The organism is Candidatus Thiothrix phosphatis (assembly GCF_035668035.1).
In the GTDB taxonomy this organism is placed as follows: domain Bacteria; phylum Pseudomonadota; class Gammaproteobacteria; order Thiotrichales; family Thiotrichaceae; genus Thiothrix; species Thiothrix phosphatis.
Genome location: NZ_JAYMYJ010000043.1, coordinates 57624 through 72213 on the forward strand (window position 1 = coordinate 57624; position 14590 = coordinate 72213).

General features: G+C 55.1%; 15 protein-coding genes. 6 read left to right on the top strand and 9 right to left on the bottom strand.

From position 1 onward, the window contains the following. Positions 1-138: 138 nt before the first annotated feature. The 4 genes from VSS37_RS05480 (at position 139) to VSS37_RS05495 (ending at position 3105) form a co-directional block, all read left to right on the top strand. Positions 139-1590 carry a S41 family peptidase gene (locus tag VSS37_RS05480; protein WP_324693726.1) on the top strand — a complete coding sequence of 484 codons (1452 nt, stop codon included), beginning with the start codon at positions 139-141 and terminating at the stop codon, positions 1588-1590. Then, positions 1591-2142: a DJ-1 family glyoxalase III gene (locus tag VSS37_RS05485; RefSeq protein WP_324693727.1), complete on the top strand. Its 552-nt coding sequence runs from the start codon at positions 1591-1593 to the stop codon at positions 2140-2142. It begins immediately after the preceding gene. Further along, positions 2139-2630, top strand: a complete 492-nt coding sequence (moaC, locus tag VSS37_RS05490) for a cyclic pyranopterin monophosphate synthase MoaC (RefSeq protein ID WP_324693729.1) — start codon at positions 2139-2141, stop codon at positions 2628-2630. Before VSS37_RS05485 ends, moaC begins: the two co-directional genes overlap by 4 nt. Before the next feature lie 181 nt (positions 2631-2811). Next, positions 2812-3105 (top strand): hypothetical protein, encoded by a 294-nt coding sequence (locus tag VSS37_RS05495; protein ID WP_324693730.1) that lies wholly within the window; start codon positions 2812-2814, stop codon positions 3103-3105. 11 nt (positions 3106-3116) lie between these two features. On the opposite strand, the gene VSS37_RS05500 is transcribed toward VSS37_RS05495, so the two are convergent. The 8 genes from VSS37_RS05500 to VSS37_RS05535 all read right to left on the bottom strand — a co-directional run bounded on the left by VSS37_RS05500 (position 3117) and on the right by VSS37_RS05535 (position 10927). After that, a complete protein-coding gene (locus VSS37_RS05500; RefSeq protein WP_324693731.1) occupies positions 3117-3560 on the bottom strand; it encodes a molybdenum cofactor biosynthesis protein MoaE in 444 nt (147 codons plus the stop codon). Then, positions 3561-3794: a MoaD/ThiS family protein gene (locus tag VSS37_RS05505; protein ID WP_324693732.1), complete on the bottom strand. Its 234-nt coding sequence runs from the start codon at positions 3792-3794 to the stop codon at positions 3561-3563. A 66-nt stretch (positions 3795-3860) separates the two neighbouring features. Beyond that, the gene (locus tag VSS37_RS05510; protein WP_324693733.1) at positions 3861-5633 is read right to left on the bottom strand and encodes a SulP family inorganic anion transporter; all 1773 of its coding nucleotides are present in this window, start codon (positions 5631-5633) and stop codon (positions 3861-3863) included. A 158-nt stretch (positions 5634-5791) separates the two neighbouring features. After that, positions 5792-7630 (bottom strand): glutamine--fructose-6-phosphate transaminase (isomerizing), encoded by a 1839-nt coding sequence (glmS, locus tag VSS37_RS05515; protein ID WP_324693734.1) that lies wholly within the window; start codon positions 7628-7630, stop codon positions 5792-5794. Next, positions 7630-9009: a bifunctional UDP-N-acetylglucosamine diphosphorylase/glucosamine-1-phosphate N-acetyltransferase GlmU gene (gene glmU, locus VSS37_RS05520; protein ID WP_324693735.1), complete on the bottom strand. Its 1380-nt coding sequence runs from the start codon at positions 9007-9009 to the stop codon at positions 7630-7632. Before glmU ends, glmS begins: the two co-directional genes overlap by 1 nt. Before the next feature lie 62 nt (positions 9010-9071). Next, a complete protein-coding gene (mtnC, locus tag VSS37_RS05525) occupies positions 9072-9764 on the bottom strand; it encodes an acireductone synthase (protein ID WP_324693736.1) in 693 nt (230 codons plus the stop codon). Further along, on the bottom strand, positions 9764-10306 hold the full coding sequence (locus VSS37_RS05530) for a 1,2-dihydroxy-3-keto-5-methylthiopentene dioxygenase (protein ID WP_324693738.1): 543 nt from the start codon (positions 10304-10306) through the stop codon (positions 9764-9766). The genes mtnC and VSS37_RS05530 overlap by 1 nt, the downstream gene beginning before the upstream one ends. A gap of 6 nt (positions 10307-10312) precedes the next feature. Beyond that, positions 10313-10927, bottom strand: coding sequence for a methylthioribulose 1-phosphate dehydratase (locus tag VSS37_RS05535; RefSeq protein WP_324693739.1), 615 nt, complete (start codon positions 10925-10927; stop codon positions 10313-10315). Between the two features lie 167 nt (positions 10928-11094). Between VSS37_RS05535 and VSS37_RS05540 the strand changes: the two genes are divergently transcribed. Next, on the top strand, positions 11095-11541 hold the full coding sequence (locus tag VSS37_RS05540) for a sulfur globule family protein (protein WP_324693740.1): 447 nt from the start codon (positions 11095-11097) through the stop codon (positions 11539-11541). A gap of 198 nt (positions 11542-11739) precedes the next feature. After that, on the top strand, positions 11740-13269 hold the full coding sequence (locus VSS37_RS05545; protein ID WP_324693742.1) for a hypothetical protein: 1530 nt from the start codon (positions 11740-11742) through the stop codon (positions 13267-13269). Positions 13270-13295: 26 nt separating this feature from the next. Here VSS37_RS05545 and VSS37_RS05550 read toward each other — a convergent pair whose 3' ends face one another. Next, on the bottom strand, positions 13296-14579 hold the full coding sequence (locus VSS37_RS05550; protein WP_324693743.1) for a ribonucleotide-diphosphate reductase subunit beta: 1284 nt from the start codon (positions 14577-14579) through the stop codon (positions 13296-13298). Between the last annotated feature and the right edge of the window lie 11 nt (positions 14580-14590).

Consider the following 14590-nt stretch of genomic DNA (forward strand, 5'->3'; position numbering starts at 1 on the left):
GGCAATTGCACCATTTTTACAACGACCAAGTGCATTTTTGCCACACAGTGGTAAACTGGGGACACTTTTTTTCAAAGCCACTAAAAATAATTCTGCTTACATGGACGCAAGCAGCAAAGACTGGAGAGAAACGATACTATGCATACACGTTATCGCGTTCTGGCTGGCACAATTGCTGGCGTACTGATTGGTGCGACAACCAGCATCAGCTTGAACGTTTTTGCCTTTCGGCAAACCATTGAAAACTCTCCCCCTCTGGATGAGCTGCAACAGTTCTCGGAAGTGTATTCCCGCATCAAGGAAAATTACGTGGAGGATGTCAAGGACAAAGATCTGATGACCAATGCGATCAGGGGCATGCTCAGTGGCCTGGATCCGCACTCCGCGTACTTGGACGAAGAAGAATTTAAGGAATTGCAGGTCGGCACCAGTGGCGAATTCGGCGGCCTTGGCATCGAAGTTGGCATGGAAGATGGTTTCGTCAAAGTCATCTCACCAATTGACGACACCCCCGCGCAAAAAGCAGGGTTACAAGCTGGCGACCTAATCATTCGCCTGAACGAAACCCCGGTTAAAGGCATGACGCTAAACGATGCGGTCAAACTCATGCGCGGCAAGCCGGGCAGCAGCATTGACCTGATGGTCGTGCGCGAAGGCAAAGACAAGCCATTCAAAGTTAGCATCAAACGCGCCATTATCCAGGTAAAAAGCGTCAAACAACGTATGCTTGAACCAGGCTATGGCTACATTCGCATTACCAGCTTCCAGGCCAAAACCACTGAAGCCCTGCTGGAAGGGCTCGAAACCCTGAAAAAAGAGAACAAGGGCAAACTACGGGGCTTGGTGCTGGATCTGCGCAACAACCCAGGCGGCGTCCTCAATGCAGCCGTGGGCGTATCCGACGCATTCCTGGATTCTGGCAAAATCGTCTATACGGAAGGCCGTGTACCAGACGCTAAAATGGAATACACAGCCCAAAAAGGCGATGTCATTGAAAATGCCCCAATTGTCGTCCTGGTCAATCAGGGGTCTGCGTCAGCCTCTGAAATCGTCGCCGGTGCTTTACAAGACCAGAAGCGCGCATTGATTGCCGGACAAAAAACCTTCGGTAAAGGCTCAGTCCAAACGGTATTGCCACTTGACGAAAAAACAGCTGTCAAATTGACTACCGCCCGTTACTTCACCCCATCCGGGCGCTCCATCCAGGCCGAAGGTATTGTGCCCGACATTGAGCTCAAACCTCTCAAAGTCAAGGGCGAGGATGAGGAGGCCAATGCATTCGATCCCCTATCTGAAGCTGACCTGAGCAAGCACCTGAGCAACCCGAACAACAAAACGGATGAGGGTGACAAGCAGGCTGAACCTGAAAACAAAACGCAGGAACAAGTTCCAGAGCAGACAGACAAGGCTCCGGTCCAGGTTGAAAAAACCGATCAGGAGGTGAAAGCCGACAAAGCCAAATCCCCGCTGGCGGAAGAGGACTATCAACTGTTCGAGGCGCTAAATATCCTCAAGGGTATGGATCTGGTTCAAAACCACTCCAAGCCTGCAACCCCGCCAACTGCGTCAGCCAATGAAAAGGTGATGTAATTGCCCAAGGTATTGGTTCCATTAGCGACGGGCTGCGAAGAGCTGGAAGCCGTCACCATTATTGACCTGCTCCGACGGGCGCAGATCGAGGTGATCGCGGCTAGCCTGGAAGATGCACCAGTACGCTGTTCACGCGGCACCGTTTTGCTGGCTGACAGCCCGTTGGACGATGTGCTGGATGATGACTTCGACATGTTGGTATTGCCCGGCGGCCAACCAGGAGCCGACCACCTGAACGCAGATGCACGCATCCATCGCCTGATCAATCGTCTGGCTGCGACAGGCAAACCTGTCGCAGCCATCTGCGCAGCCCCTAAAATCCTGGTGGAAAACGGCATCTTAAATGGCCGTAAGCTAACGGTTTTTCCTGGCGCGCTGGACGCCATTGACACCAGCCAAGTCAACGTCACCAACCAACCGATTGAGGTGGATGGCAACGTCATTACCTCGCGCGGCCCTGGCGTTGCCATGGATTTCACCCTGCAATTGATTGAGATCCTGCAAGGAAAAGCCGCCAGAAACCAAGTTGAGGCTTCGTTGCAACGCCCATGAGCGCGGAACTGACCCATTTCAATGCACAAGGCCAAGCCCACATGGTTGATGTGGGGGAAAAGCAAATCACGCACCGCATAGCGGTCGCTGAAGGCCTCATCGCTATGCAAGCCGCCACCTTGAACAAAATTTTGCAGGGCGACAACAAGAAAGGGGACGTATTGGGCATTGCCCGAATTGCGGGCATCATGGCTGCAAAAAAAACGGCTGACCTGATCCCACTATGCCACCCCTTAGCGTTGACACGGGTAGACATTGAACTCACCCCTCACCTTGACAGATCCTGCATTCACTGCCAGGCAACTGTTGAGACACATGGGCAAACGGGCGTTGAAATGGAAGCGCTGGCTGCCGTACACATAGCCTTGCTCACCATCTACGACATGTGTAAAGCTATCGATAGAGGGATGGTTATGGAAAGTATCCGTCTGTTACGCAAGGCTGGAGGAAAATCAGGCGACTGGATTTCAAACAACCCTGCACCCTAGGGTAAACCCCTATACGCTCCGTCCTGAACAGTAGTATTATTGCTCAATAATTGCATTACACTATATTTGTTGTGCTGTTTTATTACTCAAGAATTCCTAAAGCAACAATTAATCATCAAGGAAGGGCAAGATGAGTCTGTGTTCCGCTATTTATTACCCCAGCCTAAAACAAGGTGTTGCATTGGCTGTTGGCGCAGCCCTGCTGATTGCATCTAGCATTGCATCTGCAAACCGAATAACTTTAGTTGTCACCATGAACAAACAGTCTGCACTCGCACCCGCTTCGTGGGCTATTTTTACTGCAAAAGACAAGGAACGCAAAACGCCTGTGGCAACCCTGCCCCGGCACAGCGGCATCATTGATTTGCCTGCTGGCCATTACTGCGCCAAAGTTCAAATGGACAAGAAAAGCGGGGAAGCTGAATTCCGGGTAGAGTCCAACGTAGACAGGGTGGTCAATATTGCGCTGGATTAAAGCGGCAGGCTTCAGCCGGGAGTATTATTCTCCACCCAACGCACGGAACCATCCGTCAGCGTCTCCCGTTTCCAGAAAGGGGCCGTGTGTTTCAGCACCTCCATGATCTGGCGGCAAGCATCAAAAGCCGCCGCACGGTGAGCTGACCACACGGCAACCAACACAATCGGCTGGGAGGGGGAAATATTTCCCACCCGATGAACGAGCAATACGTCATCCAACAGCCATTTCTGCATGGCGTCTGTTGCAAGCTGCTCCAATTGACGTTCAGTCATGCCCGGGTAATGCTCAAGAAACATTTCCCGCACATCATCCCCTTCATTGAAATCACGCATGACACCCACAAACACAGCCGTAGCGCCCGAACGGGCGGACTGTTGTGATCGATGCCCCTGCCAATCAGCCAGATACGTCCAAGGGTCGAAGGGTATGTCCAGCAATTCAACCTGCACCATTTAACCTCCTGTTACAGGCGGAAAAAAAGCCACCTCATCACCCGGCTGCACCTGCTTGCCAACATCAGCATATTCATGGTTGATGGAAACCAACACATTGGTGGGAAGCGCCGCACCTCCGCTGCTGCGCTGCCAGACTTCTGCAACACTAAGCGGCCCAGTGGCGTCCAGCATGACCTGCCCCACCCCCAGACGCTCACGCAAACTAGCAAAGAACAACACCTTGACAGACATACAGCCAGCACTCCCGGCAACGCCAATAAAAACAGCAGGCCGCAAACACGGCTTTTTCAGGATACCCTATTTTGACCCGGCGGGCATATACCGCTGCAGCGGCTCTATATCGATCGCATCCCCAAGCAACGCCTTGGCATGGGCCAGTGCGTACTTGCGTTCGCGGAAAAAACGGTCTTCGCCAATATGCCTTGCCAAACCTGAACGCTGAAATGCCTCATAGACACGTAATTTGGCGCGTGCAATATAAAATTCAACGCCAACAGACCTTAGCCGGTCGGCAAGTTTTTCCAGCATTTCTTCACCCGTCGAATCCACCTGGTCAATCGACTCCATATCCAGCACCAGCACTTTCAGGTTTGGCTTCTTAGCTACATTATTGAGCAGCTTCCCTTCCAGATAACCTGTATTGGCGAAATACAAATCCCCATCGAAACGGTACACGGAAACCGTCTCGCTGGTTTGCAGCCCATGCGCCGACGCATCCCGCATGGAACCATCCTCATGACGGGCGACCTCCACTAGGTTCGGGCTCATGGTGCGGTACAGGAACAGCCCCAGGGACAACACCACGCCCAGCAGGATCCCCTTGTCCAAATGGGGCGCAAACGCCAGGGTGGCAGCAAAAGTCACAACCGCCACCACGCCATCATGCGGCTCCACCTTCCAGGCATGCTTGATAGGGGAAATTTTAATGAGATTAATCACCGCCATAATGATGACAGCAGCCAACGTCGCCTGCGGCAGATGGTAGAGCAACGGCGTCAGGAACAACAAGGTCAGCGCCACCAACAAACCCGTCACCACGGAAGAAAACCCCGTTTGGGCTCCTGCCGCAAAATTTACCGCAGAACGGGAGAAAGAACCGGAAACCGCATAGCCTTGGAATAACCCTGAAACCATATTTCCCAACCCTTGCCCAACCAACTCCTGATTGGCGGACAAGCGCTGGCGGGTCTGGGAGGCCATTGCTTTGGCAATGGATATTGCCTCCACAAAGCCAATCAACCCAATAATGGCCGCCGTTATCGCCATCGAACTTAGGGTCTTAAAATCGAAACTGATCTCCGGAAGCGAGAAGGAAGGCAAGCCTATCGGCACCACCCCAATGACGCTCCCGCCCAGCGCCTTATAATCCACCGCCCATGACAGTATCGTCGTAATCACTACGGTGATGAGGACACCAGGCAAGCGCGGCGCATATTTCTTCAACACCATTAAAGTGATCAGGGCAAAAGCACCCAGGACAAACGTGATCAGGTCAGTGTCCGGCAACGAGGCGACCGTAGCCCACCAGAACTCATAAGCGTGTTCAAACTGGTCTGCCTTGACTTTCAAGCCAAAAATTTTGGGCAATTGGGATGTGGCGATAATCAACGCCCCCGCATTGGTAAACCCAATCACCACAGGATGCGACAGGAAGTCCACCATCACCCCCAAGCGCATCAACCCCAGTGACAACTGAAAAACGCCAATCATCAACGCCAGCATGGCGGAATAGACAACCATCGTTTCCGGCCCAAGGGCTGCATACGGCTGCATGGCGGCCGCTGACATCAAGGAAACCATCGCGACCGGCCCGGTGCCCAACTGACGGGACGAACCAAACATCGCGGCCACCATGACCGGCAAAAAAGACGCGTATAAGCCGATGTAAGGTGGCAAACCCGCCAGCTGCGCATAAGCCATCGATTGAGGGATCAGCACCAGTGCGACCGTCAAACCGGCGACCGAGTCCGCCCTTAACACATCAGGATTTCTCAACTCACCGATCCAATCTTTATACGGCGTGAAACGATCCTTCCAGTCATGCAGAAACGACAACAGCCAACTCCCCATGAGTTGCCTTCCTCCTCAAGAATTGCGAACTTTTCCACCTAAAAAGAAACCAGCGGAAAGCCGCTGGTTCATTAGAATATAAGATTGTACTAAATATGCAGTAACGCCAACAGTAAACAGATTCAATAGTAAAGAATCCATCATAGGATTCTTCAATACTATTCCACGGTTACTGACTTCGCCAGATTGCGGGGTTTGTCCACATCCGTGCCTTTTTGCACAGCCACATGGTATGACAACAATTGCAACGGCGCTGTATAGACGATCGGTGCCAGCAATTCCGGCACGGGCGGCACTTCCAGCACATGCAGGCTGTCATCCGCCCGGATATGCGCCTCCCGGTCAGCAAACACATACAATTCGCCGCCACGGGAACGCACTTCCTCCAAATTGGACTTGAGCTTTTCCAGCAGACCCGTGCTCGGCGCAACCGTCACAATCGGCATTTCGCTATCCACCAGCGCCAGCGGCCCATGCTTGAGTTCGCCCGCAGGATAAGCTTCCGCATGGATGTAGGAAATTTCCTTCAACTTGAGGGCACCTTCCATCGCCACCGGATAGAGTTCGCCGCGCCCGAGGAACAAGGCATGGTGCTTCTCAAGGAAACGCTCCGCCAACACCTCAATTTTAGGGTTCAGCTCCAGCGCCTGTTCGATCAAGGCGGGCAACTTGCGCAAATCCGCCGTGATCTGGGCGACCCGCGCCTTATCCGCCCCCTTGGCCTGCATCAATAAGGCCATCAGCAATTGCAAGGCCACCAACTGGGTGGTGAATGCCTTGGTGGATGCCACCCCAATCTCCGGCCCCGCCAGCGTCATCAGCGCCATGTCGGACTCACGGGTCAAGGAACTTTCCGCCACATTGCAGATGGTCAAAGTCGCCATGCAGCCCTGATTTTCCTTGATTTTCTCCAGCGCTGCCAAGGTGTCGGCAGTTTCGCCAGACTGGGAAATGGTCACGAACAACATGTTCTTGCGCGGCGGCTGGCGGCGATAACGGTACTCGCTGGCGACTTCGACGTGGCAAGGGATATCGGTGTTCGCCTCAATCCAGTAACGCCCGACCAAACCGGCATGGTAACTGGTTCCGCAAGCGATAATCTGGACCTCCTCCACCTGCGCCAATTTCTCCAACGCATCCGGCGCGCCCAGCAAACCCGGCAGGACATGATCGGCCGCCAGACGATTTTCCAGCGTGGCGGCCACTGCTTGCGGCTGCTCGAAGATTTCCTTGAGCATGAAATGGCGGTACTCGCCCAAGTCGGCGGAGCACATGGCCGCGCCGGACTCTTTCACCGGACGGCTGGCCCGCTCACCATTGACATCCAGGATCTCGATTTTGTGGCGGTTGAGTTTGGCCACATCGCCATTTTGCAGATAAATGAAGCGGCTGGTGACCGGCAGCAACGCCTGGATGTCGGACGCAATAAAGTTTTCACCAATCCCCAACCCAATCACTAGCGGGCTGCCCTGGCGCGCCACGATCAGCGTATCCGGCTCATTAGGGGAAATCACCGCCAGCGCATACGCACCTTGCAATTCGCTGCGTGCCGCCATGACCGCATCCAACAGGCTCACGCCCTGGCGGCGAAACACATCGATCAGATGGGCGATGACTTCGGTATCGGTATCGGAATCGAAACGGTAGCCATCATTCTGCAAACGCTGGCGCAACTCCGCATGGTTTTCAATGATGCCGTTATGGACGATGCCGACCCATTCGCCGCTGAAATGCGGATGGGCGTTGCGCTCCGCTGGCGCGCCATGTGTCGCCCAACGGGTATGGGCGATGCCCAGCTTGCCGTCAATCGGCTCCGCCGCCAGCTTGTCGGTCAACGCCGCCACTTTGCCTACGGAACGGCTGCGCACCAGTTCCCCCGTATCCCGCACGACTGCAACGCCAGCCGAGTCATACCCCCGATATTCCAGACGGCGCAAACCTTCCAGCAAAATTTCCACCACCGGACGTTGCGCAATGGCTCCAACGATTCCACACATTATTTTTTCTCCTTAACCGGCCTCAGCCAGCCTTTCAGGGTGATTTGTTTGGCGCGGGACAGGGACAGTTCCCCTGCCGGAGCGTCTTTGGTAATGGTCGAGCCTGCGCCGATGGTGGCCCCATCGCCGACACTGACCGGCGCGACCAGTTGGGTGCAGGAACCGATAAACACCCTGTCGCCGATGATGGTTTTGTGCTTGTTGGCCCCATCATAGTTACAGGTGATCGTGCCTGCGCCAATATTGACATCTTCGCCTATCTCAGCGTCGCCGATATAACTGAGATGGTTGACCTTGCTGCCCTTGCCGATACGGGCTTTCTTGGTTTCGACGAAGTTGCCGATCTTGGCTTTGGCCGCCAGCACCGTACCAGGGCGCAGGCGGGCAAACGGGCCAATGTCACAGTTTTCGGCGATCACAGCTTCCTCAATCACCGAATGGGCCCTGATATGGACGTTGGTGCCAATGTCCGCATCCTGGATGACGCAACCGGCTTCAATCACCACGTTGTCGCCCAGTTTCACCTTGCCGGACAGCACCACGTTCACATCAATGAAAACATCCTGCCCGCTTTCCACAGTGCCACGAATGTCGAGGCGCGCCGGGTCGGCCACCGTGACGCCATCCAGCATCAATTGCTCCACTTGCCGTTGCTGGCAGGCACGTTCCAACCGGGCAAGCTGGACACGGTTGTTGGCACCCTCCACTTCCAGCGGGTCAACGCACAATACCGTACTGATGCCGCCGCCTTCCGCCGCCAGCCCGACGCAATCCGTCAGATAGTATTCGCCTTGGGCATTGTGCGGCGTAATCTGTTGCAGCCAGCGTTGCAAATCCCTGCCCCGGGCGGCGATGAAGCCTGTATTCACTTCCCGGATCAGGCGCTGTTCAGCGGTGGCGTCCTTTTCCTCCACAATCGCCTGCACCTGCCCGCCAGCATTGCGCACGATACGCCCATAGCCTTTAGGATCGGTGAGCTCGGTCGTCAGGATACACAGGGAGGAATCATGCAAGCCCTGCGCCAACGCCTGCAAGGTGGCAGGACGGATCAGCGGCACATCGCCATATGCAATCAGCACCACGTCGTCGGCATCAACCAGATGGATTGCCTGGCTGACGGCATGCCCCGTGCCCTTTTGCTCCGCCTGCAAGACCCAGCTGAGGTTTTCGCCTTGAATGCGCTCACGCACCAATTCGCCGCCGTGGCCGTACACCACCGCCATGCGCTGGCCGGAGGCATTGCGGTCTTGCAGCAAGGCGCACGCATCGACAACATGTTGCAGCATCGGCTTGCCTGCCACCGGGTGCAGCACTTTTGGCAAGGAGGAACGCATCCGGGTGCCCTGACCCGCCGCGAGGATGATGGGAAAAATATTCATTGAGTATTAGCCAAACTGTTTAAATTATTGCCCGAAGAATAGAGTCAAAAAATTTTAATTAGCTACATCATAGCAGTTAGGTTTATTTCATCAAAACTTCTAATCCAGGGATGCCGCAGCCCATCGGTTGGTTGATTTTCACGGACAAGGCAGCAAGTTTTCAGCCCAGCCTGCTGTGCCGCGTCCAACTCCTCATGGATGTCAGACAGAAACAGGATGTCCGCTGCGGGCAAACCAATCGCCGCCACAATCCGCCGGTAGGCATCCGGCTCCCGCTTGTGGCCGGTTTGCGTATCGAAATAGCCGCTGAAGACAGGTGTCAAGTCACCCGCGTCGGAATACCCGAACAGCAACTTCTGCGCATGCACTGACCCGGAAGAATAGACATACAGCTTCAGGCCAAGATCGTGCCAAAGCAGCAAATTGCGCACCGCATCCTCATAAACATGCCCGGTGAAATCGCCCTTGCGGTAACCCTCTTCCCACATCAGGCCCTGAATGGCCTTGAGCGGCGTAAGCTTTTTGTCTTCGGCGACCCATTGCCGCAACTGGGCGATTGCCTCCGCCAGCGACAGGTTGGCTTTGCCCACTTCCAGCCGCACATCGTCAATCAGTCTGGCGACAGCAGGGTCTTGCCGGTGCGCCGTCACAAATTCCTGCATGTGCTGATCCGCATACGGAAACAGCACATCCTTGACGAATGACAGGCTGGTGGTGGTGCCTTCAATATCAGTCAATATGGCTTTGATGGTCATCAGTTTTCCAGGCGCGGGAAACGGTCGGCGATGTCGTTGCCGGTAAAATTGGCCACCCAACCTGCCGGATTGGTAAACAGGCGGATGCATTTGAAATTCGGGTTCGGCCCCATGTCAAACCAATGGGTAGCCCCCGCTGGCACGCTGATCAGGTCGCCTTTTTCACACAACACCGTGTATACCTGATCGCCCAAATGCAAATAGAACAGCCCTTGCCCATCCACAAAAAAGCGCACTTCAAACTCAGAATGCGTATGTTCATTAAGGAACTTCTGCCGCAACGCCAGCTTGTCCGGATGATCCGGGTTCAGGCTGACCACATCCACACTCTGGAAACCGTTTTCCGCCATCAAGCGCGCAACGTCGGCATGGTAGGCCGCGATCACCTCATCTTGGGTGGAAGCGTCCGTCAGTGGCGCATTGGCCTGCCAGCGCTCGAAACGCACGCCCTGCGCCTGCAACAATTCGCTGATGGAAGCGTAGTCCGTATAGGTCTGCGCCTGCTGCGGGTCGTTTTCCGCATAAATCTTCAATTCGCTCATCGCCCTTCACCTGTCCAGCAATAATTGCCGGTAATAACACTCAAACAGAAACTCCAGCGCCTCAACATGCCGTTGGGCGTCCGCCACTGTCGCGCCCCACGTATACAGCCCATGCCCACGGATCAGATAACCCACCGTCTGCGGATTGGCCTCCAGCCAAGCGTCCACTTCCCTTGCCAGTGCCGGAATATCCTGGCTGTTGGGGAACACCGGGATCAGCAGGCTGCCCTCATGCGTCTCCACACCGGGGAAAGCCTTCTGCACCTCGTAGCCTTCCAGCGCCACCTGCTGCATCCGCATCGACAATACGGTGGCGTTGACGGAATGGGTATGCAGCACACACCCCATCGCCGGGTCACGCCGATACATCAACATATGCAGGCCGGTTTCCGCCGAAGGGCGCTTGCCCGCATCCAGCGAAACACCTTGCAAATCCACCCGCAGGAAACCCGCCCCTGCCTCCAGCCGACCCTTGTGCTGGCCGGAGCTGGTGATCAGGAGCGTTTCCGCATCCAAGCGGGCGGAAAAATTGCTGCTGGTGGCGGGAACCCAGCCCCTGGAATGGAAGAACTGCCCGGCGGCGATCAATTCGCTGCACAGGCGCGACAAGGCATCGGACATAGCATTACTCATGACGCAAAGCATAGCATTTTCTCAACATTACGCCCGATTGTCAGACGATTTGCAAAAAGTTCAAAAAAACCTAAAAGAACCCTTTACATTAGTAACTGCTAATATTAGAATTCTCTCATATTGAAGTTCACACAAATTTGCTAGGAGACTGAAACATGAAATTGCAAGCTATCGCATTCGCTTCCCTGATCGCCCTGTCCACTGCCGCTTCCGCAGAATTCTTCAACGGTTTTGACAATGGCTCCGGCACAGGCAACGGCTCAGGTAACGGCACTGCCGCTTCCAACGCTTACGGTAACGGCTACGGCAACGGCGCTGGTGATGTCAACGGTTGGGGCCGTGGCAAAGGCGACGCTGATGGCGAAGTCGAATTCACTGTCAATTTTAAAGGCAAAGGCCGCACCAGCATGGATAGCGACATGGCCGCCAATGGCAAAGGCAACGGCGACTGGTACGGCGCAGGCAACGGTTACGGTTATGGCAATGGTTACGGCAATGGCTACGGCTACAGCAACACCGCCAAAGACGGTTACGCAATGCCTATGCCAGCGCCAACCGCAGCGCCTCAGGCTCCTGCAACTGAAGCGAAACCTGCACAATAAGCGTCAAAACCGACTTGACCGGCACATTTCTTTGAGCAGCGTCAAGGGATGACCACAAACGTCATCCCTTGACGTTCCAGAACCTGCCTTATCTGCAGCGCGCCATTCATCCATTATATTCCTGCTTCCGCCTAAACCTGTTTAGACTATTGTCCGGCACAGTTTCCGTATAACTAGCATAAAAATCCGGACGACCGCATGACCTTTCCAGCCCCAATCACTTACACAATATCAATATTGGCAGGCATCGTCTGCTGTTCCAATATCCACGCAGCACAGATTGTTCCCGCCCCCAACCAAACAGGTTGCCCGGCGGATACCGTTTATTCCCAAACCAATCTAGCCCCCAACCACGATTTCAGCATCCTTAACGGTGGGGCTAGCCCATCCAATACGCCCCTTTCCGGAGGCTCATGGCAGACAGAAGCTTACTACTTTGGTGACAACCAGTACCCAGCAGACGGCTCGCCGGGCGGCTCCACCAATGCCTCCATCATCACGACCGGACATTACCAAAGCACCACCCTGCAATGGCCCTTCCCAGGGGATCCCGGACATCAAGCACCCGCCCTGGCAAATTTTCTGTATGTGAATGGTAACGATAAAGGCGGCCCGTTCACCGCATGGCAAAGCACCCTGACAGGATTGCAACCCAATACAACGTACAGTTTTGCTGCTTATGTCAGCAATGTGGTGAACCCAGACCTCAGTGGCGTCCATAACCCGATTATCCAGCTTTACGCTGATGAGGTCGCACTTGGCGAACCCTTTGATGTGCCGCTGGACTCAGTCAGCGATCAAGGCCAGGATATTTGGACTCGCCTGGAACAAACCTTCACCACTGGAGCAGGCCAAACATCCGTCACCCTGCGGTTGGTTGACAGCGCCACCAGTTCCTACGGGGATGACCTCGCCATTGCCGGGCTGGGTGTGTTTGCCTGTGAGCCACCCTACATAAGCTTGAACCTGCGCGCCTTTTTGCAGGGAGCCTACGCCAGCAGCGACGGGCGCATGCGGGATAACTTACGCCAAAAATCCTATCTTCCCCTGAGCCAGCCTTACAACGACTTGGCAAACCATTACGCTGGGGAAGAAACAACCACTGCGGCAATATTGGCGACCAGCGGCGACGATGCGCCAGTGGACTGGGTTTTGGTGGAATTGCGCGACAAAGACGACCCCGGCACACGGCTGGCGGCGGCTGCCGCTTTGCTTCAACGTGACGGCGATGTGGCTGACCCACAAACCAACACGCCTACACTGCGCATCCCTCAAGTAACCGCAAATTCCTATTACGTGGCATTGCGCCACCGAAACCACCTGGGCGTCATGACCCAAGCGCCGTTGGCTTTGTCACCAACCAGCACAGCGGTGGATTTCACTTCACCCGGCCTACCGACAGCAGGCGCATACGCCCGCACAATTGAAAACAACAGGGCGTTGTTATGGGCAGGGGACGCCAACAATAACAACCATATCATCGCCACAGGGCCTGACAACGACGCGAATGTCCTGCTCGGCGCGGTGCTCGCACACCCTGACAACTCCCTGGCGAACAGCAGCTTTATTCTTCCGGGCTATCGCACCACGGACTTGAACCTGGATGGCGTCAGCCTCTACGCCGGCCCTGCTAACGACATCAACCTATTGAGAAGCAACGTATTGCTTTATCCGGCCAACACGCACGTCGCTGGCAACTACATTGTTGACGGCACCTTACCGGAGTAATCCGGCAAGCGCCAAAAACCAGCAGATTAATCCCACTTCAAGGCACCACCTGTCTGGTATTCCGTCACACGGGTTTCAAAGAAATTCTTCTCTTTGCGCATATTCGACTGTTCATCCAGCCACGGCAGCGCATTCTGTGCGCCAGGGAACGGCTCTTCCATCCCCAGTTGGCGCGCACGGCGGTTGGCGATGAAGCGGAACTGCTGGGTATGGTCTTCCGCGTTGTAGCCCAGGATCGGGCTCGGCAGCAGGAAACGGGCGTAAGCGGCTTCAGCGGCTTCGGCCTCGTCCCACATGTCGCGCACGGCCTGCGGGTCAAGCCTGACATTTTCCTCCTGCATGATCTGGCGCACCACACGGATGCCGAACGAGCAATGCAGCACCTCGTCACGCATGATGTATTGGAACTGCTCCGCGGTGCCTTTCATCAGGCCACGGCGTTGCAGGGCGAAAATCGGCGAAAAACCGTTATAGAACCAGCAACCTTCGAAAATGCTGGCGAAGAACGTGTAGGACAGCACGAAATCGTGCAGGTCATCGGCGTCCTTCAGGTTGATGTCGGGGCGCATGGCGTCAGACAGACGGCGGTTGGACATCTGGATCTTGGCGTTGATTTCCGGCACGACGCGGTAACGGTTGTAGATTTCCCCCTGGTCAAGGCCGATAGTTTCGATGCAATGCTGGTAAGTCCAGGTATGCAACGACTCCTCATACACCTGCCGCGCCTGATAGATTTGCAGTTCCGGCGCCGTCATTTTTTCCATCACCGCCAGCCCGATATTGCGCATGGCGAGGATGTCGGAAGTGGTCAGGTAGGCCAGCACGTTTTCGTACACATGGACTTCTTCCGGCTTCAGGTTGTGATGGTAATCGTGCACATCCTGCGCCATGTTGATGTCCAGCGGCGTCCAGTGGTTCTTGTTGGCGTTGATGAAAAATTCCCACGCCCAGGGGTACTTGAAGGGCGCGAGCTGGTTGATGTCGCCGCTGCCGTTGATGACGCGCTTGTCTTCAGCGCGTACTGGCTGTTGCGGCTTGAAGGCTTCAGCCGTGAAAGGCGTGCGGGCGCGGCGTTGCGGCACCTTCGCAGCGGCCTCCTCCGTAAGGGGGGAAGCCGCTTCTGTTACCTCCGTTGCAGGCGCCTGCGGCTGCGCTGGCGTACTTTCTGCAATTTGGGTTTCAGCAACGATTTCACGGTTTTCTACCTCCACAACAGGTTCATCAACGGCATCAACGACTTTAAGTTGTGGTCTATGGCCATTCGCCCGGGGAATCGGGGCGGCCAATGGGTCTTCCCAGTTTAGCATCATATTTTTCTTTC

Coding starts and splice junctions, on each gene's coding strand:
- VSS37_RS05545 (WP_324693742.1), top strand. CDS start 11,740: ATGACCTTTCCAGCCCCAATCACTTACACAATATCAATATTGGCAGGC.
- VSS37_RS05540 (WP_324693740.1), top strand. CDS start 11,095: ATGAAATTGCAAGCTATCGCATTCGCTTCCCTGATCGCCCTGTCCACT.
- glmU (WP_324693735.1), bottom strand. CDS start 9,009: ATGAATATTTTTCCCATCATCCTCGCGGCGGGTCAGGGCACCCGGATG.
- moaC (WP_324693729.1), top strand. CDS start 2,139: ATGAGCGCGGAACTGACCCATTTCAATGCACAAGGCCAAGCCCACATG.
- VSS37_RS05510 (WP_324693733.1), bottom strand. CDS start 5,633: ATGGGGAGTTGGCTGTTGTCGTTTCTGCATGACTGGAAGGATCGTTTC.
- VSS37_RS05550 (WP_324693743.1), bottom strand. CDS start 14,579: ATGATGCTAAACTGGGAAGACCCATTGGCCGCCCCGATTCCCCGGGCG.
- mtnC (WP_324693736.1), bottom strand. CDS start 9,764: ATGACCATCAAAGCCATATTGACTGATATTGAAGGCACCACCACCAGC.
- VSS37_RS05535 (WP_324693739.1), bottom strand. CDS start 10,927: ATGTCCGATGCCTTGTCGCGCCTGTGCAGCGAATTGATCGCCGCCGGG.
- VSS37_RS05530 (WP_324693738.1), bottom strand. CDS start 10,306: ATGAGCGAATTGAAGATTTATGCGGAAAACGACCCGCAGCAGGCGCAG.
- VSS37_RS05505 (WP_324693732.1), bottom strand. CDS start 3,794: ATGTCTGTCAAGGTGTTGTTCTTTGCTAGTTTGCGTGAGCGTCTGGGG.
- glmS (WP_324693734.1), bottom strand. CDS start 7,630: ATGTGTGGAATCGTTGGAGCCATTGCGCAACGTCCGGTGGTGGAAATT.
- VSS37_RS05500 (WP_324693731.1), bottom strand. CDS start 3,560: ATGGTGCAGGTTGAATTGCTGGACATACCCTTCGACCCTTGGACGTAT.
- VSS37_RS05480 (WP_324693726.1), top strand. CDS start 139: ATGCATACACGTTATCGCGTTCTGGCTGGCACAATTGCTGGCGTACTG.